This is a genomic window from Brevundimonas sp. (assembly GCF_018608325.1).
Lineage (GTDB): Bacteria > Pseudomonadota > Alphaproteobacteria > Caulobacterales > Caulobacteraceae > Brevundimonas.
On record NZ_JABAZW010000032.1, the window covers coordinates 1 to 19,106 of the forward strand.

General features: G+C 66.3%; 21 protein-coding genes. 7 read left to right on the forward strand and 14 right to left on the reverse strand.

Annotation, left to right across the window (positions count from 1 at the left end):
* Nucleotides 1–543, reverse strand: a 543-nt coding sequence (locus QZ281_RS03165; protein ID WP_292224635.1) for a bifunctional 4-hydroxy-2-oxoglutarate aldolase/2-dehydro-3-deoxy-phosphogluconate aldolase, incomplete at its 3' end; no start/stop codon positions are given.
* 248 nt (nt 544–791) lie between these two features.
* Between QZ281_RS03165 and QZ281_RS03170 the strand changes: the two genes are divergently transcribed.
* From QZ281_RS03170 to QZ281_RS03195, 6 genes are all read left to right on the forward strand, one after another.
* A complete protein-coding gene (locus QZ281_RS03170) occupies nt 792–1,049 on the forward strand; it encodes an Lrp/AsnC ligand binding domain-containing protein (protein ID WP_292224638.1) in 258 nt (85 codons plus the stop codon).
* 81 nt (nt 1,050–1,130) lie between these two features.
* On the forward strand, nt 1,131–2,315 hold the full coding sequence (locus QZ281_RS03175; protein WP_292224641.1) for an acyl-CoA dehydrogenase family protein: 1,185 nt from the start codon (nt 1,131–1,133) through the stop codon (nt 2,313–2,315).
* The gene (locus tag QZ281_RS03180) at nt 2,312–2,620 is read left to right on the forward strand and encodes a hypothetical protein (protein WP_292224644.1); all 309 of its coding nucleotides are present in this window, start codon (nt 2,312–2,314) and stop codon (nt 2,618–2,620) included. Before QZ281_RS03175 ends, QZ281_RS03180 begins: the two co-directional genes overlap by 4 nt.
* Before the next feature lie 3 nt (nt 2,621–2,623).
* Nucleotides 2,624–3,742 (forward strand): acyl-CoA dehydrogenase, encoded by a 1,119-nt coding sequence (locus QZ281_RS03185; protein WP_292224647.1) that lies wholly within the window; start codon nt 2,624–2,626, stop codon nt 3,740–3,742.
* Nucleotides 3,743–3,849: 107 nt separating this feature from the next.
* Nucleotides 3,850–5,148, forward strand: coding sequence for a homogentisate 1,2-dioxygenase (gene hmgA, locus QZ281_RS03190; protein WP_292224649.1), 1,299 nt, complete (start codon nt 3,850–3,852; stop codon nt 5,146–5,148).
* On the forward strand, nt 5,145–5,513 hold the full coding sequence (locus QZ281_RS03195; RefSeq protein ID WP_292224651.1) for a hypothetical protein: 369 nt from the start codon (nt 5,145–5,147) through the stop codon (nt 5,511–5,513). Before hmgA ends, QZ281_RS03195 begins: the two co-directional genes overlap by 4 nt.
* Before the next feature lie 77 nt (nt 5,514–5,590).
* Here QZ281_RS03195 and QZ281_RS03200 read toward each other — a convergent pair whose 3' ends face one another.
* The 13 genes from QZ281_RS03200 to QZ281_RS03260 form a co-directional block, all read right to left on the reverse strand.
* Complete coding sequence (locus QZ281_RS03200; protein WP_201100082.1) at nt 5,591–5,893, reverse strand: hypothetical protein; 303 nt, start codon at nt 5,891–5,893, stop codon at nt 5,591–5,593.
* Nucleotides 5,894–5,967: 74 nt separating this feature from the next.
* Entirely contained in the window at nt 5,968–6,939 is a 972-nt protein-coding gene (gene glk / locus QZ281_RS03205; RefSeq protein WP_292224654.1) for a glucokinase, read from the reverse strand.
* Between the two features lie 29 nt (nt 6,940–6,968).
* Nucleotides 6,969–8,876: a phosphogluconate dehydratase gene (gene edd / locus QZ281_RS03210; protein ID WP_292224657.1), complete on the reverse strand. Its 1,908-nt coding sequence runs from the start codon at nt 8,874–8,876 to the stop codon at nt 6,969–6,971.
* Nucleotides 8,876–9,592 (reverse strand): 6-phosphogluconolactonase, encoded by a 717-nt coding sequence (gene pgl, locus QZ281_RS03215; RefSeq protein ID WP_292224660.1) that lies wholly within the window; start codon nt 9,590–9,592, stop codon nt 8,876–8,878. Before pgl ends, edd begins: the two co-directional genes overlap by 1 nt.
* Nucleotides 9,585–11,042, reverse strand: a complete 1,458-nt coding sequence (gene zwf / locus QZ281_RS03220) for a glucose-6-phosphate dehydrogenase (RefSeq protein WP_292224662.1) — start codon at nt 11,040–11,042, stop codon at nt 9,585–9,587. Before zwf ends, pgl begins: the two co-directional genes overlap by 8 nt.
* A gap of 60 nt (nt 11,043–11,102) precedes the next feature.
* Nucleotides 11,103–11,729 (reverse strand): bifunctional phosphoribosyl-AMP cyclohydrolase/phosphoribosyl-ATP diphosphatase HisIE, encoded by a 627-nt coding sequence (gene hisIE, locus QZ281_RS03225; protein ID WP_292224663.1) that lies wholly within the window; start codon nt 11,727–11,729, stop codon nt 11,103–11,105.
* Nucleotides 11,726–12,493 (reverse strand): imidazole glycerol phosphate synthase subunit HisF, encoded by a 768-nt coding sequence (gene hisF / locus QZ281_RS03230; protein WP_292224666.1) that lies wholly within the window; start codon nt 12,491–12,493, stop codon nt 11,726–11,728. Before hisF ends, hisIE begins: the two co-directional genes overlap by 4 nt.
* Nucleotides 12,490–13,221 (reverse strand): 1-(5-phosphoribosyl)-5-[(5-phosphoribosylamino)methylideneamino]imidazole-4-carboxamide isomerase, encoded by a 732-nt coding sequence (hisA, locus tag QZ281_RS03235; protein ID WP_292224669.1) that lies wholly within the window; start codon nt 13,219–13,221, stop codon nt 12,490–12,492. The genes hisF and hisA overlap by 4 nt, the downstream gene beginning before the upstream one ends.
* Complete coding sequence (gene hisH / locus QZ281_RS03240) at nt 13,215–13,817, reverse strand: imidazole glycerol phosphate synthase subunit HisH (protein ID WP_292224672.1); 603 nt, start codon at nt 13,815–13,817, stop codon at nt 13,215–13,217. Before hisH ends, hisA begins: the two co-directional genes overlap by 7 nt.
* Entirely contained in the window at nt 13,814–15,238 is a 1,425-nt protein-coding gene (gene hisB, locus QZ281_RS03245) for an imidazoleglycerol-phosphate dehydratase HisB (protein ID WP_292224674.1), read from the reverse strand. The genes hisH and hisB overlap by 4 nt, the downstream gene beginning before the upstream one ends.
* Complete coding sequence (gene hisD, locus QZ281_RS03250; RefSeq protein WP_292224676.1) at nt 15,235–16,557, reverse strand: histidinol dehydrogenase; 1,323 nt, start codon at nt 16,555–16,557, stop codon at nt 15,235–15,237. The genes hisB and hisD overlap by 4 nt, the downstream gene beginning before the upstream one ends.
* Nucleotides 16,557–17,438: an ATP phosphoribosyltransferase gene (gene hisG / locus QZ281_RS03255; RefSeq protein ID WP_292224680.1), complete on the reverse strand. Its 882-nt coding sequence runs from the start codon at nt 17,436–17,438 to the stop codon at nt 16,557–16,559. The genes hisD and hisG overlap by 1 nt, the downstream gene beginning before the upstream one ends.
* Nucleotides 17,439–17,448: 10 nt before the next feature.
* Complete coding sequence (locus QZ281_RS03260; protein WP_292224683.1) at nt 17,449–17,733, reverse strand: YerC/YecD family TrpR-related protein; 285 nt, start codon at nt 17,731–17,733, stop codon at nt 17,449–17,451.
* Nucleotides 17,734–17,872: 139 nt separating this feature from the next.
* Between QZ281_RS03260 and QZ281_RS03265 the strand changes: the two genes are divergently transcribed.
* Nucleotides 17,873–19,078 (forward strand): FAD-dependent oxidoreductase, encoded by a 1,206-nt coding sequence (locus tag QZ281_RS03265; protein WP_292224685.1) that lies wholly within the window; start codon nt 17,873–17,875, stop codon nt 19,076–19,078.
* Nucleotides 19,079–19,106: the final 28 nt, after the last annotated feature.

Consider the following 19,106-nt stretch of genomic DNA (forward strand, 5'->3'; position numbering starts at 1 on the left):
GGAGCCGAACCACTTGGCGATGGAGGCCTCATCCGGGTCGACGCCGCCCGTCGGCATGATCTTGACCCAGGGCAGCGGTCCCTTGATCGCCTTGACGAAGTCTGGGCCGCCGACCGACGAGCCGGGGAACAGTTTGACGATGTCGCAGCCCAGTTCGTGCGCCTCACCGATGTCGGTCACCGAGCCGCAGCCGGGGAAATAGGCGACCATGCGGCGGTTGCAGACCTTGGCCACGTCCGGCACCAGGCAGGGGCTGACCACGAAGCGCGCGCCACGGTTCAGATACAGGGCCGCCGTGCCCGCATCCACAACCGAGCCGATGCCCAGAACGATGTCGGGATCGGTCTTGATCAGTTCGCGGTTGATCTCGCCGAACAGATCGCAGGCGAAGTCGCCGCGGTTGGTGAATTCGACCACCTTGGCGCCGCCGCGCGCGCTGGCGCGGATCACGTTCAGGCAGACCTCGGGATCGGGGTGATAGAAGACGGGGCAGACGCCCTGTTGTTCGAGACCTTTCAGCACGCTGATGCGATCGTGGGCCATGTTCACCTCCGCTGGTCCCGACGCGTTGCGGAACCCCTATCTGTTGCAATGACCGGCCGCGCCGGTTCTGCCCGACTGCTTATCCCACGGCGGAGGAAATGCGAACGCGGGCAGGCCTGGGTTTTGCCAGAACGGCGGAACATATTGTTTCACCGGGCGGCGCATCCTGGGACGGTTGCACGGTCTTGCCGCTTACCCGTCACGGCTTCATCGGCTAGGAACGCCTTACAGCAAAGGACAACCCCGCCATGATGACCGCCATCTTCGTCTTCATCAAATGCGAGTTGGGCTACGCCAATGAGGTGGCGGCCGACATCGTGGACAATGTCGAGAATGTCTCGGAGGTCTATTCCACCTCGGGGCAGCACGATCTGCTGGCCAAGTTCAACCTGCCGCGCGACGCCGACATCGGCACATTCGTGACGAAAGAGGTCCAGACCCGGCCCCACGTGCGTGATACGTTTACAGTGATAACTTTCTCGCCATTCCTGCCCAAAAAGGGCTGAAAATCAGCCGCTCTTGACCATGCGTAAACTTGGATCGACTGCTAGCCTTCCGGTCATAGGGATATGCGGGGAGTAGAGTAGATGAGCGATCTGGAGGTCTTCCGCGCGGAGACGCGGGCCTGGCTGGAAGAGAATTGTCCGCCCGAAGTGCGCGGTCCGATCAAGTCGGAAGCCGATATGATCTGGGGCGGTCGCGACGCGGTGTTCGCGACCCCGGGTCACAAGCTGTGGCTGGAACGGATGGGCGCGCGCGGCTGGACCGCGCCGGAATGGCCCACGGAATACGGCGGCGGGGGCTTAAGCCGTGAAGAGGCCAAGGTGCTGGCTTCTGAACTGCGCCGCATCAAGGCCCAGCCTGCGCTGAACAGCTTTGGCGTCTGGATGCTTGGCCCGGCGCTTCTGGCCTTTGGCAGCGAAGAACAGAAGAAGCGTTTCCTGCCCGAGATCGTTCGCGGTGAAATCCGCTGGTGTCAGGGCTATTCCGAGCCGGGCGCCGGTTCCGATCTGGCCTCGATCCAGACCAAGGCTGAGGACCGCGGCGACCACTGGATCGTCAACGGCCAGAAGATCTGGACCTCCTACGCCGACAAGGCCGACTGGATCTTCTGTCTGGTCCGCACGGACCCGGACGCGCCCAAGCATCTGGGCATCAGCTTCGTCCTGTTCGACATGCGCACGCCGGGCGTGACCACGCGTCCGATCACGCTGATTTCGGGCAAGTCGCCCTTCTGCGAGACCTTCTTCGACGACGCGCGCGTCGAGAAGGAAAATCTGGTCGGCACGCTGAACCGGGGCTGGGACGTAGCCAAGCATCTGCTGGCCCATGAACGCACCATGATCGGCGCCATGGGCGAGGTCGCGGGCGGTCGCCCGGTCGGTCAGGTGGCGCTGGACGCCGTCGGCGCGGCCGAAGACGGTCGGCTGGATGACCCAATGCTCCGTGCGCGGATTGCCGATCTGGAAATCGATCAGGCCGCCTTCCGTCTGGCTATGGAGCGGGTCGGGGATCAGGTGAAGGCGAAACAGGCGCACCCCGCCATCGCCTCCATGCTGAAATACTATGGTTCGGAACTGAACAAGCGCCGCCATGAACTGCTGATGGCGGCGGGCGGCGCCGATGCGCTGGAGTGGGAGAGCGAGCGTTCACGCGGCGGTTCCGCCGCCCGCGACTGGCTGCGCACCAAGGCCAACTCCATCGAAGGCGGGACCAGCGAGGTCCAGCTGAACATCATCGCCAAGCATCTGCTGCAACTGCCGGGGGCGTGACGGTGGGCAAAGCAATCGAACGGCCCGTGCTTTTCGGCATTGCGGTCATCGGTCTCATTCTAAGTGGTCTGCTCAGCTTCGTAATACTGACGCCGCTTGGATGGGGCATGTCTTGGAGCGAACTCGCACCGACCTTGTTTATTAAGCTCTTCTTTCTAGCGCCAGGCGTCGCTCTAATCGGGGCTGCAATAGCGAAATTCTTCTCGCGGCCGTCTCCCTCGCAGGAAATCGCCCTGCTAACGGCTCCCGCTTATCAAGCGATCTTTCTCGCCGTCTCATATTTCATCCCTAAACCGGGAGCCTGAACCATGCCCCTGATCCTGACCGAAGAGCAGAACATGCTGCAGGAGGCCGCCGACGGCTTCCTGAACGACAACGCGCCCATCGCCCATTTCCGCCAGTTGCGCGACAGCCATGACGCCGATGGCGTTTCGCGCGACCTGTGGCGGGCGTTCGGCGAAATGGGCTTTGCCGGCGTCATCATCCCTGAGGCCCACGGCGGCCTTGGTCTGGGCGCCGTCGAGGCGGGCGTCATCGCCGAAAGCCTGGGTCGCACCCTGACGCCTTCGCCCTTCATGGGGTCGGCCATCCTGTCGGCCAAGGTGTTGGCGGACGGCGGTTCCGAGGCGCAGCAGGAATGGCTGCCCAAGATCGCAGCAGGCGAGGCCATTCTGGCCCTGGCCGTGGACGAGGGCGCCAAACACGCGCCGTCGCGCATTGACGCCCGGGCCGAACGCGCAGGCAACGGCTTCAAGCTGAACGGCGCCAAGGGATTCGTGCTGGACGGCCATGTCGCGGACGCCCTGATCGTTGTGGCCAGAGCGGGCGAGGGGACGACCCTGTTCCTGGTCGATCCCAAGGCGGCGGGCGTCGAGATCGAGCGCACCATCATGGTCGACGGCCACAACGCCGCGCGCGTCACCCTCAGCGACGTGGCGGTTGATGCGGATGCGGTGATCGGCGAAGTCGGCGGCGGCGAGGCCCTGCTGGACGCAGCCCTGACGCTGGGCCGGGCCTGTGCGGCCTCCAGCCTGACGGGCGCGGGCGATCAGGCGTTCAAGGTGACGCTGGAATACCTGCGCACCCGCAAACAGTTCGGCAAGCTGATCGGTGAGTTCCAGGCCCTGCAACACCGCGCGGCCCATCTGTTCACCGAACTGGAGCTATCGCGAGCCGCCACGCTGGGCGCGCTTCAGGCCATCGACGCGGGGCGTGAGGACGCGGCGCTGGCGGCCTCCATCGCCAAGGCCAAGGCCGGGCGTGTCGCCGAACTGTCGGTGCAGGAGGCGGTGCAGATGCATGGCGGCGTCGGCATGACCGATGAGTTCGACGTCGGCCTGTTCATGAAGCGGGTCCGGGTGCTGAACGAACTGCTGGGCGACGCCGGGTTCCACGCCGAACGTCTGGCCAAGGCGCAGGGCTTCTAGATCGCATAATCTTGCCCCTTCCCATGCGGCGAAGGGGCAAGGTTTTCGACTTGTTGTGGCGTCTCGCGCTGCGTCGTCCTAGATTTCCCGGCAAGGGAGACACGCACATGACGACGCGAACCAACGCGGCCGCCTACCTCACCGGCTTTGGCAATCATTTCGCGACAGAGGCGGCGCCCGGCGCCCTGCCGATCGGCCAGAACTCGCCGCAGAAGACTCCGATGGGCCTGTACGCCGAGCAGTTGTCCGGCACGGCCTTCACCGCCCCACGCGCAGAGAACCGCCGCAGTTGGCTGTACCGGCTGCGGCCCTCGGCCCAGCATGGACCCTATCAGCCGTTCGATCAGGGTCAGGTCCGTTCCGGCCCCTTTGACGAGACGCCGCCCAACCCCAACCGGATGCGCTGGGACCCGCTGCCGATCCCTGACGCGCCTACGGACTGGGTCGAAGGCCTGGTCACCTATGGCGGCAATGGCGAACCGGACCACGGCGCCGGATCGGGCATCCATCTGTATGTCGCCAACCGTTCGATGACCGACCGGGTCTTCTATGACGCGGACGGCGAACTGCTGATCGTGCCGCAGGAGGGGGCGCAGCGGTTCGTCACCGAGATGGGCGTGATCGAGGCCCAGCCGGGTCATATCGTCCTGATCCCGCGCGGCGTGCGCTTCCGCGTCGAGGTGGACGGGCCGGTGCGCGGCTATGTCTGCGAGAACTATGGCGCGCCGTTCCGCCTGCCGGACCTTGGCCCCATCGGCTCGAACGGTCTGGCCAATCCGCGCGATTTCGAGACGCCGGTCGCCGCCTACGAGGACGTGGATCGTCCGACCCAGTGCATCCAGAAATATGGCGGCAGGCTGTGGGCCACGACCTTTGACCACAGCCCGCTGGATGTCGTCGGCTGGCACGGCAATCTGGCCCCCTGCCGCTATGACACGGCGCGGTTCAACACGATCAACACGGTCAGCTATGACCACCCGGACCCGTCGATCTTCACCGTCCTGACCAGCCCGTCAGAGACGCCGGGCACGGCAAACATCGACTTCGTCATCTTCCCGCCGCGCTGGATGGTGGCGGAAAACACCTTCCGTCCGCCGTGGTTCCACCGCAACGTCATGAGCGAGTTCATGGGGCTGGTGACCGGCGCCTATGACGCCAAGGCGGGCGGGTTCGCGCCCGGCGGCGCCTCGCTGCACAACCGCATGAGCGGCCACGGCCCGGATCAGGCCAGCTATGACGGGGCGGTCAAGGCGGAGCTGAAACCGCATAAGGTTGAAAATACACTGGCCTTCATGTTCGAAACCCGGATGCCGATCCGCGTCACCAAATGGGCGCAGGAAGCACCACAGATGCAGTTGGACTATGACGATGTCTGGTCCGGGTTCACCAAAGGACAGGTCTCTTGAAACGCTTCCACGCTATCGCCGCCGCCGTGCTGCTGACCGCAGCCTGCGCGCCGCAGACGACCAACACAAACATCGCCACCAGCGTCCCGGTTCAGAGCGCTGACGCCGCCGCCTGCGCCGCGCGCAACGGCACGATGAGACAGGTCGGCAAGCTGCAGTCCTGGCAGTGCGTGATCAACTATGCCGATGCGGGCAAGACCTGCTCCAGCAGCAGCCAGTGCCAGGGCAGTTGTCTGGCCGGAGAAGGGACGGACCGGACGCCGGGCGCGGCGACCACGGGCGTCTGTCAGGCGACCAGCAACCGCTTCGGCTGCACCACGCCGGTCGAGAACGGCAAGGCCGGACCGACGCTCTGCATCGACTGAGGCTTCCAAAACAGCACCCATGAAAAAGCCCCCGTCGCGAACGACGGGGGCTTCTTTCGTTTCAACGCCAGGGCGGGTTAGTGGCCCTTGGCGGCGTCCTTGATTTCGCCAGCGCGCTGATCAGCGGCGGCCTGGGTCTTGTCAGCCTGCTCCTTCAGGGCCTCGGCCTGACGGTCGGCGTCTGCCTTGACCGTTTGGGCGTCGGCATTGGCCTGCGCCACGGTGGCGTCGGCCTGGGCCTTCAGGTGATCGGCTGCAGCGTCGCCTTGAGCGACAACAGCATCAGCTTGGGCGTCCGCAGCCTTTTGTGCGGGTTGCTGGCAAGCGGCCAGACCGGCGACGGCGAACAGGGCAGCGGCAGTAACAGCAAGTTTCTTCACGGTGCTTCCTTCCTCAGCTTGTTGAGGTCTGGAAAACGCAGGGCATCACGAAGGGTTCACGCCGCTGTTACTTTTTATTCGCCCGCCTCTGCAAAGGCCACGCGCGCAGACCCCAGAAGGGCGGCGTGCTTGTGCATGATCACCTTGGTCGGGATGGCCGCCATATAGTCCTGGAAGCGGCCCTTGCGCTCGAAACGCTTGCGGAAGGGGCTGGCCTTGATGAAGGGCAGGATGCGCGGAACGATGCCGCCCGCGATATAGACGCCGCCGCGCGCGCCGGTGGTCAGGGCGATGTCGCCAGCGACGGCGCCCAGGATGGCGCAGAACCGGGCCAGGGTCGCGCCGCAGGGGCTGTCGGGGTCGGCCAGCGCCGTCTTGGTGATCTCGGCGGGGTCTTCGATATGGCTTTCGCGACCGTCGATCTCGGCCAGGGCCTTGTGCATGTTCAAGAGGCCAGGACCGCAGATCAGGCGTTCGATGGACACGCGGTCATAGCGGCGGCGCAGGATGCGCAGGATCTCGTCTTCGACCGCGTCGCCAGGCGGGAAGCAGGCGTGGCCGCCTTCGGACGGCATGGCCATTTCCTTGCCATGGGCGTCGCGCACCAGGGCCGAGACGCCGAAACCGGTGCCGGGGCCCAGCACAGCCACGGTGGCGTGCGGATCGCCGTCGACCGGGCCGCCCAGGCTTTCCAGTTGATCCGCCGGAACGATCGGCGCGCCCCAGGCCAGGGCCTCGAAGTCGTTGATCAGCTTGACCGGCTTGAGCCCCAGCGTCTGAAGCTCGCTTTCCGACACGCGCCAGGGCGAGTTGGTCAGGTCGATCTCACCGTTCGTCACAGCGCCCGCGACGGCGATTACGCCGCCGGTCGGCTTGACCTCGCAACCGTCGATGAAGGCGGCGACGCCTTCAAGGAAGGTCGGATAGGTTTCCGCCGGGAAGCTTTCGTGATGGTCCAGAACCGGCTGGCCATTGACCATGCGGGCCACGGCGAAGCGTGCATTGGTGCCGCCGACATCGCCGACGAGAAGGGTCTTGTCATTCATAGGTCGTTTCCTGCGATCGGTTGGGCGGATCAGGCGTCCACTGTCCGGTCGACGAAGTTGGGATTGGGCGGCGTGTCGTCGTGGCCATTGCCCTCGCTATCGCTGGGCAGGGCGAAACAGACGGTGGCGCCTTGCTCGGCCGTGGTGACGACGTGGCGGAAGGCGCCGAACAACTCACGGCCATAGCCCCAGGACGAACCCTGGGCGATGGCGGGCGTGCGCGTGGCGGCGGGGCGGTCGGTCAAGCCGTCGACGCCGACCGTGGTCAGCACCCCGGCCTCGGGGTCCAGACGGATGATGTCGCCGTCCTTCACATGGGCCAGGGGGCCGCCCGCAAGGGCCTCGGGCGAGACGTGGATGGCGGCGGGCGTCTTGCCGCTGGCGCCCGACATGCGGCCGTCAGTGACGAAGGCGACCTTGAAGCCCTTGTCCTGAATGATCGACAGGGCAGGCGACAGGCTGTGCAGTTCGGGCATGCCGTTGGCCTTGGGACCCTGGAAGCGCAGGACGACCACGACGTCGCGATACAGCTTGCCGTCCTTGAAGGCCTGCAGCGCGTCTTCCTGGGTTTCGAACACGGCGGCGGGCGCTTCGACGATGCGGTTCTCGGGCTTGACCGCCGAGATCTTGATGACGGCACGGCCCAGGTCGCCCTTGACCAGACGCAAGCCGCCTTCCTTGTCGAAGGGGTTGGAGGCGGGACGCAGGATGTCCAGGTCCAGGCTTTCGGTCACACCATCGCGCCACACCAGTTCGCCATCGACCATCGACGGTTCCTGGAAATAGGGCTCGATGCCCTGGCCCATGATGGTGACGACGTCGGAGTGGATGTTTCCAGCCTGGGCCAGTTCACGGGCGATGAAGGCGACGCCGCCTGCGGCCTGGAAGGCGTTCACATCGGCCGAACCGTTCGGATAGACGCGCGCCAGCAGCGGCGTGACCGACGACAGCTCATCCATGTCGGTCCAGTCGATCAGCACGCCCGCGGCCCGCGCCATGGCGACCAGGTGGATGGCGTGGTTGGTCGAACCACCCGTGGCCAGCAGGGCGACGATGGCGTTGACGATGGACTTCTCGCTGATGACGTCGGCCATGCGGCATCCACCGCTGCGGGCCAGTTCGACCGCGCGCTTGGCGGCGGCGGCGGTCAGGGCGTCGCGCAGGCCGGTGTCCGGGTGGACGAAGGCGGTCGAGGGCATGTGCAGCCCCGCCAGCTCCATCATCATCTGGTTGGAATTGGCCGTGCCGTAGAAGGTGCAGGTGCCGGGCGAGTGATAGGAGCCGATCTCGCTTTCCAGCAGGGTCTGACGATCAACCTTGTTCTGCGCGTATTCGGCGCGGACGCGGGCTTTTTCCGCATTCGGAATGCCGGACGGCATGGGGCCTGCGGGGGCGAAAACGACCGGCAGATGCCCGAATGCTAGCGCTCCCATAAATAGCCCGGGAACGATCTTGTCGCACACCCCAAGCATCAGGGCGGCGTCGAAGGCGTCGTGGGTCAGGGCCACGCCGGTCGACATGGCGATGACGTCGCGGCTGAAGAGCGACAACTCCATGCCGGGGCGGCCCTGGGTCACGCCATCGCACATGGCGGGGGTTCCGCCTGCGACCTGGGCCGTGGCGCCGACTTCGCGGACGGCCTTGCGGACCACATCGGGGAAGCGTTCGAACGGCTGGTGGGCCGACAGCATGTCGTTATAGGCGGTGACGATGCCCAGATTCGGCTTGGACCCGTCCATCGACGTCAGCTTGTCGGCGATGGTCTGGCCCGCAAAGGCATGGGCCCAGTTGGCGCAGCTCAGTTTGGCGCGACCGGCGCCGCTGTCGCGGGCGGCGTCCATGCGGCGCAGATAGTCGGCGCGCGTATGGCGGCTTTTTTCAACGATGCGGGCGGTGACCGCGGCGACCGTAGGATGCACTTCGTATCGGGGCGCCATCAGCCTTCCTCCGTCCACAGAACTTCAAGAGAAACATCGGCGGCGATCAGGGCGGCGATGGGCTGGATCTTGGGATCGCCCTTGGCCTGTTCCTCGAACACGCGACGTTTGGTTTCGCCCTTCAGGCCCAGGATCACCCGTTCGGCCTGCATCAGATAGGGCAGGTTGATCGACAGGCGCTCGATGGTCGGCGCCATGCCGTCGCGGCCATGCGGCACGCCCAGAACCGTCGGCTTCAGCGTCGGGGTCAGCAGGGTCTTCAGTGTGGGGCTTTCAGGGAACATGGAGCAGATATGGCCATCCTCACCCATGCCGAGAAGGACCGCGTCGAAACGGCCGCCCACCTCAGCCAGCGCCTTGGCCGCCACGATGGCGGCGCGGTCAACCGTGACCTCGGGCGTGAACAGGGGAATGAACCGGCCAGCGGCGGCCTTGTCCTGCAACAGCACATCGCGGATCAGTCGGGCGTTTGATTCCGGCGATGTCTCGGGGACGTAACGCTCGTCGACCAGGGTGACGGCGATCTTGGCCCAGTCCAGATCCATCGCGGCCAGATGGCGATAGACCGGCGCGGGCGTCGAGCCGCCCGGTCCGGCGAAGAAGGCGGAGCCGTTGTCGCGCACGGCGGCGGCCAGGGTCTCGCCCAGACGCGCGGCGGTCGCCTCGGCCCAGGCGTCGACGGAGGGGAAGGCTTCGATCTGGGGTGTGTCAGGCATTGGTCGTGTTCCAGTCGCGTCCGGTGCGCATCATCAGCATGTCGGCGCTGTCAGGCCCCCATGTGCCAGCAACATATTCATCCGGCTTCAGGCCGGACTCAGCCCAGGCGTCGGCGACCTCGTCGACCCATTTCCACGCCTGTTCCGCTTCGTCGCGGCGGACGAACAGTGTGGAATCGCCATGCATGGCGTCCAGCAGCAGCCGCTCATAGGCGATGCGGCGGCGCGGCGGTGTGTCGGACTTGCCGTCAACGCCCCACGACAGGCTCATTGTGATGGGCTGAAGCTGCATCCGCTTGTCCAGACCGGGACGCTTGTTCATCACCGTCAGCGAGATGTCTTCCTCGGGCTGAAGCTCGATGACCATGCGGTTGGCCGGGGCCTCGCCATCGTCATTGTCGAAGATGGAGTGCGGGACCGGCTTGAACTGGATGACGATCTCGGTGCGCTTCTCGGGCAGGCGCTTGCCGGTGCGCATGAAGAAGGGCACGCCTGCCCAGCGCCAGTTGTCGATGTCGGCGCGAATGGCGACGAACGTTTCGGTGTCGGACGGCTGGCCGCGTTCCTCTTCGTAGGATTTGGCCGGTTTGCCCTCGGAAACGCCCGCCACATATTGACCGCGCACGGTCACGCGCTCGGCCTCTTCGGGGGTGATGGGGCGCAGCGAACGCAGCACCTTCACCTTTTCATTGCGCAGGGATTCCGGGTCCAGGTCGCTGGGCGGCTCCATCGCCACCAGGCACAACAGTTGCAGCATGTGGTTCTGCAGCATGTCGCGCAGGGCGCCGTACTCGTCATAATAGGGCCAGCGGTCGCCGACGCCGACCGTCTCACCGATGGTGATCTGGACGTGGTCGATCGTCAGATTGTTCCACAGCGGCTCGAAGATGGTGTTGCCGAAGCGCAGGGCCGTCAGGTTCTGGACCGTCTCCTTGCCCAGATAGTGGTCGATGCGGAACACCTGATCCTCGCGGAAGGCGTGGCCCACGGCGTCGTCGATCTCGAGGAAGGACTTCAGGTCGCGGCCGACCGGCTTCTCCAGCACGATGCGGCAGTTGCGTTCAGCCAGACCGGCGTCCTTCATCGCCGTGACGATGCGGCCGTACAGCGAAGGCGACACCGCCAGGAAGGAGGTGACCTCGCCGTCGCCGACCTTGGCCTTCAGGCGTTTCAGGCTGTCTGCGCTGGTGGCGTCGATGGCCAGATAGTCGAGGCGGGCCTTCATCCGGGCCCAGCTGTCGGCGTCCCAGGCCTTGTCGGCCTCGGCCTTGGCCTTCACCGCGTCATGGACCTTGGCCACATATTCGTCGGCGGATTCTTCCGAACGCGCGGCGCCGATGATTTTCAGGCCTTCGGGCAGCAGGCCGTCGTGCTCAAGGAAATACAGCGATGGCAACAGCATGCGCATCGCCAGATCGCCGCCGCCGCCGAACAAGATCAAAGCCGACATCGATATCCCCTCACGTAGCCCGTCGCCGGGTATGCACGCCCTTTATGACCGGGCCTGTCGCTATGGATGGGCTTTGCCCGCTTCCGCGCGCGAGGCCAACACGTCCAGCACGTCCTGAAACACCATGTTACGGGCATGGAGAAGAACAAGCAGGTGATAGACAAGGTCCGCCGCCTCGCTGGCCAGCTCTTCGTCCGGTCCTGCGACGCCCGCCAGAGCGGTTTCGACGCCCTCTTCACCGACCTTCTGGGCGATGCGTTTGGGGCCGTCGGCGATCAGTTTCGCGGTCCAGCTTTCGGATGGATCGGCGGCGGCGCGGCGGGCGATGGTCTGCTCCAGTCGCGCGACACGGCCCAGACCCGGCGCATCCGCATCCCCGAAACAGCTGGTGCGGTTCAGGTGGCAGGCATTGCCGACCGGTCTGACCGACAGGACCAGCGCATCGGCGTCGCAGTCGGGGGTGATGCCCACGACATAAAGCCGGTCGCCTGACGTCTCGCCCTTTCTCCACCGTCCGCCGCGCGAGCGTGAGAAGAAGGTGGCCTCGCCGGACGTGATCGTCTCGTCCAGTGCGGCGCGGTCCATATAGGCCAGCGTCAGGACCTGCAGCGTCGCCGCATCCTGCACCACGACGGGAACCAGCCCGCCGCCTTTTTCGAAGTCGATGGTGGATGGATCGAGGGTCATATCCGCATCTCCAAGCCTTCGTCGGCCAGGTATCGTTTCAGGTCCGGTATGGCGATGGCGCCGGTGTGGAAAACGCTGGCGGCCAGGGCGCCGGACACATCTGCCTGTTCGAACACATCGCGGAAATGCCGGGGCGCGCCTGCGCCGCCGGATGCGATCAGCGGAATGGTCAGGCGTGCGCGGGCCGCCGACAGCTGCGCCACGTCATAGCCTTGGCGCACCCCGTCCTGATCAATGCAGTTCAGAACGATCTCGCCCGCACCGAGGCTTTGCGCCTGATCCAGCCAGTCCAGCGTTCGCTTGCCCGCGCGGCGGCGTGCATCGGGATCGCCAGTGTATTTGTGCACGACCCATTCGCCGTCTTCCAGTCGGCTGTCGACGCCGACGACGACGCATTGCGACCCCAGGCGCTCGGCCATTTCGGCGATCAGTTCGGGGCGTTCCAGTGCGGGTGAGTTGATCGACACCTTGTCCGCCCCGTGGTCGAGGCAGCGCGCGGCCTGTTCCACGCTGCGGATGCCGCCCGCGACGCAGAAGGGAATGTCCAGCAGGCGCGCGATGTCCCTGATCCAGCCATAGTCCAGCGTCCGACCCTGCGGGCTGGCGGTGATGTCATAGAAGACCAGTTCGTCCGCGCCCTCGTCACGATAACGCGCGGCCAGTTCGGCGGCGTCGCCCATGTCGGTGTGGCCGACGAACTTTACGCCCTTGACGACCCGCCCGTCCTTCACGTCCAGGCAGGGGATGATACGTCGGGCGGTCATGCCGCAGCCGCTATGGCTTCTGGCAGGGTGAAGCGGTTCTCGTACAGGGCGCGGCCCACGATGGCGCCGTTGCAGCCCAACGCCTTGACCGCGATCAGGTCGTCCAGAGACGACACCCCGCCTGACGCCTGCAACACCAGATCGGGGCGGCGGCGACGGATCTCGGCCAGAAGCTCCAGATTGGGGCCGGTCAGGGCCCCGTCGCGGCCCACGTCGGTGACCAGAAGATGTTTGGCCGCACCCTTCGGATAGCGGTCCAGCGCGGTCCATAGATCAATGCCCGACGACTGGGTCCAGCCCTTCAGCGCAGGCACCGGCACGCCGTCCTCCAGGTTGACGTCGAGCGCCAGGGTGATCCGTTCAGGCCCGAATTCAGCCAGCCATTCGGCGACCTCGTCCGCTCGCGTCACGGCCAGAGATCCGATCACCACGCGGTCCACGCCGGAGGCCAGCAGCTTGGACACGTCCTCACGGCTGCGCACGCCGCCGCCCGACTGGATCTTGACGTCGATGGCCTTGGCCAGCTCGCCGATCAGTGCGTGCTGCATGGCCTGCCCGGCTTCAGCGCCGTCCAGATCGACGACGTGGATCCATTCCGCCCCTTCCGCGACGAAGGCGGTCAGACGGGCGGCGGGCTGTTCGTCATATTGCGTCACCTGATCGAACTTGCCGTGCATCAGGCGCACGCAGACGCCGGCCTTCAGGTCGATGGCGGGATAGATCAGCATGTCAGGCTCAGAAAATTCTTGAGGATGGTCGCCCCGGCCTCGGCCGAGCGTTCGGGGTGGAACTGGCAGCCCCAGCGGTTATTGGCGCGCACGACCGCCGGAACCGGACCGCCATAGTCGGCGCGGGACAGGGTCGCCGACCCATCCGGGCAGACGAAGCCGTGGACGAAATAGGCGTAGGCACCGTCGGTTACGCCTTCCAGCAGCGGGTCGTCCCTGTCGCGCGTCAGGCGGCTCCAGCCCATGTGCGGCACGGGCAGGGCGTCTCCCGGCGCCAGACGTTTCACAGCGCCGGGAATGAAGCCCAGCAGGTCGACGCCGTCGCCTTCGTCGCTGCGTTCAAACAGCAGTTGCTGGCCCAGACAGACGCCCAGCAGGGGGCGCTCAAAGGCGCGCAGAGGCTCGATCAGGTTCAGTTCCGCCAGCCGCGACATGGCGTAACCCGCAGCCCCGACGCCGGGCAGGATGACCCGCTCGGCCTCTGCGATCTCAAGCGGATCGGCGGTCAGGCGCACGGTCGCGCCCAGCCGCTCCAGCGCGAACTGGACCGAGGCGATATTGCCCGCGCCATAGGCGACGACGGCGACTTCGGTCACAGCACCCCCTTGGTCGACGGCACGGCGTCGCCCTCGATGCGGATGGCCTGACGCAGGGCGCGGCCAAAGGCCTTGTAGACGGCCTCGGTCTTGTGGTGATCGTCCTGACCGGTGACCTTGATGTGGACGGCGGCGCCCATGGCCTCGGCCAGAGAGCGGAAGACGTGGGCCGTCAGATCGGTGCGGTAGTCGCCGATATAGGGCGTTTCGAACGTGCCTTCGAACAGTGGATAGGGGCGTCCCGACAGGTCGATGGAGATGGTCGCATTGGCCTCGTCCATCGGCAGGACGAAACCGTAACGGGCGATGCCCTTACGTTCGCCCAGCGCCTGTTTCAGCGCCTGACCCAGGGCGATGGCGCTGTCTTCGATGGTGTGGTGCGGGTCGGTGTGCAGGTCGCCTTCGCATTGCAGCCGCAGCGAGAAGCCGCCGTGGGCCGCGATCTGCTCCAGCATGTGATCGAAGAAGCCGACGCCGGTTTCGATCCTGATCGGGCCGGTCGCATCCAGATCGACGGCGCAGACGATGCGCGTCTCCTTGGTGTCGCGCACGGCCTGACCCACGCGGGGGGCGCGGCGCTGGGCGGGCGTCAGGCCGAAGGCGGCCAGCAGCCGGTCGTTGACCTCTGGCTTGATCGAGACGGGCAGGCGCAGGCGGTCGCCCGAGATGTCGCCCGCGACGCCGTAGGTTTTCAGCCCCGCCAGCGCCGCCGCCGGATCTTCGGGCCGGGTCATGATGATGGGGCCGACGCCGGGTTCGACCGGCATCAGGCGGCCCAGTTCGCGGGCGACACGTTCGCGCTCACGCCGGACCGAGGCGATGCGCTCCGCCGTCTCGATCATCCGTGACGGGTCCAGCGCCTGCTGCGCCAGCCGCACCAGCGGTTCGGGCAGGGCGTAGGGTTCCAGCAATGAGGCCAGTCGGGCCAGCGTCTGCGGCTGGGCGATCGCCGCCCCGACCCGCGCGCCCGCCAGACCATAGGCCAGCGACAGGCTGCGCAGCACGACCAGATTGGGCTGGTCCGCGATAATAGTGACGGCGGATGGGCTGTCGGAAAACTCGATCAGGCCTTCGTCCACGACCAGCAGGGCGGGCGCGACGCGGGCGGCCATTTCCGCCATCGCCTCGGGCGAACCGAGGGCGCGGATGACGACGGCGACGGCTTCGCCACGGGCCGGATAGATGGCGGCCAGACTGTCATAGGGTTCGGCGTCGGGCGCCTCGACCGCGCCGCCGTCGCGGGCGGCCAGACGCCAGACCAGCTCCAGCCCATGCGTCAGGCCGCGCACCGGCAGAACCAGATCGGCGCCGACGCCATAGATGGCGGCCATGCGTTCGGCCAAAGCAGCGGCGTCGCCGGGATAACGATCCAGACCGTCGCCGCCGGACACCAGCGGCGGATAGGGTGCAGGCAGGGTCATGCGTCAGCCCTCATATCGGCGGCGCGGGCGTGGGCTTCCAGACCTTCCAGCCGGGCCAGACGGGCGGCGATGGGCGCCAGTTGGCGGGCGCCCGCTGCATCGACCAACTGCACCGACATGGTGGTCATGAAGCTGGAGGTGGTCACCCCGCCCAGCGTCTTTGCGCCTCCGTCGGTCGGCAGGACGTGGCTGGGGCCGGCGGCGTAGTCGCCCAGCGTCTCGGCGGCGAAACGGCCGACGAAGATCGCGCCTGCGGCATTGATAGAATCCACCAGTTCCTCGGCCTCCTCGACCTGAATGGACAGGTGTTCGGGGCCGTACAGGTTGGCCACCTCGGCGGCGGCGTCCAGATCACGCACCAGAATGGCGCGGGCCTCGTTCAGCGATGCGCGGGCGATGGCTTCGCGCGGCAGGGTCGCGACCTGAACCTCAACCTCGGACAGGATGTAGTCGATGGTGGCGCGGCTGGTGGAGACCAGCAGGACCTGCGCATCGGCGTCGTGCTCGGCCTGGCTCAGCAGGTCCGCGGCGGCGATCTCGGGGGCGGCGTCCCGGTCGACGATGACCATCAACTCGGACGGACCTGCGGGCATGTCGACGGTTGGACCACCCGGCAGGGCGGATGCTTGTTTCTTGGCCTCGGCGACGTAGGCGTTGCCGGGCCCGAACAGCTTGTCACAGGCGGGGATGACCCCGTCTTCCAGTTCGACGCCGAAGGTCAGGGCGGCGATGGCCTGCGCTCCGCCCATCAGCCAGATGGCGTCCAGACCGGCCTCTGCGGCGGCCAGGATCATGGCGGGGTGAACGCCGCCGTCCTTGTTCGGCGGCGTGACGGCGATCCGTTCGCGCACGCCTGCGACCTGTGCCGGGATGGCTAGCATCAGCAGGGATGAAAACAGGGGCGCCGTGCCGCCGGGAATATAGAGGCCTGCCGAGGCGATGGGGCGCCACGCCAGTTTCGACCGCACGCCGGGCGTGGTCTCGACATAGGGTGTGTCTTCGGGCCGGGTCGACTGATGGAAGACACGGATGTTGTCGGCGGCGAAGCGCAGGGCGCGGGTGTCGGCAGGTGGCAGGGCGTTGCGCGCCTCGGCGATGGCGCCCGGCGTGATGGCGATGCGGCGGGGCGGCGCCTTGTCCAGCTTCAGGCACCATTCGGTCACGGCTGCACCGCCGCGCTCACGCACGTCGTTCAGGATGGTGCGGACCACCTCGGTCACGTCGCCCGCGGTGCGTTGGGCCGGGCGGGCCAAGGCAGCCTTCTTGCCTGCGGCGTCCAGCGACGACCAGTCGATGCGTTTGAATGCAGTTTCGGTCATCACATCATCTTCTCGATGGGCAGGACCAGAATGGCCGAGGCGCCTGCGGCCTTCAGCTTCTCCAGCGTCTCCCAGAAGACGGCTTCCTGACACACGGCGTGGACGGCGACGGCATCGTCGCGACCCATCAGGGGCATGACGGTCGGCGAACCGGCGCCGGGCAGGATGGCGGTGATCTGATCCAGCGAGGCGCGCGGCGCGTTCAGCATGACGTATTTGGCGCCTTGCGAGGACACCACGCCGGACATGCGCTCGATGATGCTGTCCAGCAGGTGTTGCAGGCCCGGCTCGGGCGCGACGGGGGATTGGATCAGGACCGCCTGGCTTTCCAGAACCGTATCCTTGGCGCCCAGGCCGTTGGCCTCCAGCGTCGCGCCGGTCGAAACCAGATCGCAGATGGCGGCGGCTAGCTTCAGGCGCGGTGCGACCTCGACGGCGCCGCGCATGACGACGATCTCGGCCTTGACGCCCCGCTCATCGAGATATTTGCGCAGGATTTTGGGATAGGACGTGGCGATCCGCAGACCGTCTAGCGAGGCCGGACCTTCATAGGCCAGCGTCGGCGGCGTCGCGATCTTCAGCGTGCAGCGGCCAAAGCCCAGAGGCATGACGATGGAGGCGTTTGCGCCGCCGTTCTTGCCTTCCTCCAGCACATTCTCGCCGACGATGCCCAGATCGCAGACGCCGTCCGCCACGAAGGTGGGGATGTCGTCGTCGCGCACGCGCAGCAGGTCGATGGGGTAGTTCTCAACCCGGTACAGCAGGTCGTTGTGACCCTTGACCCATTTCAGGCCCGCGTCGCGGATCAGATCAAGGCTGCGGTCGGCCAGACGGCCGGATTTCTGGACGGCGATGCGGAGCCGACCCTGGACAGTGCTCATGTTCGGATACTCAGGCTTTCAGCCGGTCCAGGGCGATGCGGTATCCCTGATGCGGCATGTCTTTCAGATAACGGGCGACGCGGACGACGGTGGTGGGGCTGGCATGGGCCTCAGCCGCGATCTCGCGATAGGATTTGCCCCCGGCGTCCAGCAGGCGCGCAACCTCCCACCGCTCGGCGAAGGCGCGCAGTTCGGTGGGCGTGCAGAGGTCGGCCAGAAAGGCGTCGATCTCCTCACGCGTCTGCATCGACAGCAGGGCGTCATAAAGGGCTGCGCGGGCGGGCGGGGTCGTCATGCGCGTTCCACTATGCTGTAACAGTGGAACGGTCAAGGGGGGTAGTGGCGAATGGTGAGTGATGAGTGGCGAGCAAGTCTCGGTATCTGTCTTGTACTCGCCACTCGCCACCCGCCACCCGTCACTCTACATCACCCCCATGACCAAGATTCTGATCATCGGCGCGGGACACGCGGGCGGTTCCGTCGCGGCCTTTCTTCGGCAGTACGGCCATGAAGGGCCGATCGTGCTGGCGGGGGAGGAGGATGCGCCGCCGTATCAGCGTCCGCCGTTGTCAAAGGCGTGGCTGAAGGGTGAGGCTGATCTGGAGGCCCTGCTGCTGCGCCCTCTCAGCTTCTATTCTGAGCAGAACATCGACTTCCGTCCCTCGACCGTCGCCGTGTCGGTGGACCCGGTGGCCAAGACCGTCGCCTTCCATGACGGGTCGTCGGAAACCTATGACGTGCTGGTGCTGGCGACAGGCTCGACGGCGCGCAAACTGCCGATCCCCGGCGGCGATCATCCCGACCTTCTGGAGCTTCGCACCCTGAAGGACGCCGAGCGTCTGAAGGCTGTGCTGGGTCCGGGCAAGCGTCTGGCGGTGGTCGGCGGCGGCTATGTGGGGCTGGAGGCGGCGGCGTCTGCCCGCGCTCTGGGCGCAGAGGCCGTTGTCATCGAGCGTGCGCCGCGCGTTCTGGCGCGGGTGGCGTCGGAGACCCTGTCGGCCTTCTTCACGGCCCAGCACCGCGCGCACGGCGTGGAGATCATGACGGATGCAGAGGTCACCGCCATCGCCCATGACGGGGTGACGCTGGCCGATGGATCGGTGGTCAGGGCGGATGCGGTTCTGGTCGGCGTCGGCGCCCTGGCCAATGACAGTCTGGCGCGATCAGCCGGTCTGCGCTGCGACGACGGGGTGGAGGTCGATGATCAGGCGCGCACCAGCGACCCGGCTATCTTTGCGGTCGGCGACATGACGCGCCGTCCGATCCCGGTTCACGGCGGCGTGCATCACCGTCTTGAAAGCGTGCCCAATGCGCTGGAGCAGGCCAAGCAGGCCGCGTCCGCCATCGTCGGCCGCGCCGGACCCTCGCCCGAAGTGCCGTGGTTCTGGTCCGACCAGTATGATTTCAAGCTGCAGATCGCAGGCGTGCCGTTCGATGCGGACCGTCAGATCGTGCGCGGCGACCCGTCCGCCGCCGGTTTCGCTGTCTTCCATCTGGCGGGTGACAAAATCGTGTCTGTCGAGGCCGTCAACGCCGCGCCCGAGTTCATGGCGGGCAAGCAACTGATCGGCAAGGCCACGCCGGTTGATGTTGAAAAACTGTCCGATCCCGCCGTTTCCATGAAGGCCGTCGCCCTCTGACGGTGATGTGATTTAGAAAAGCTTCGTT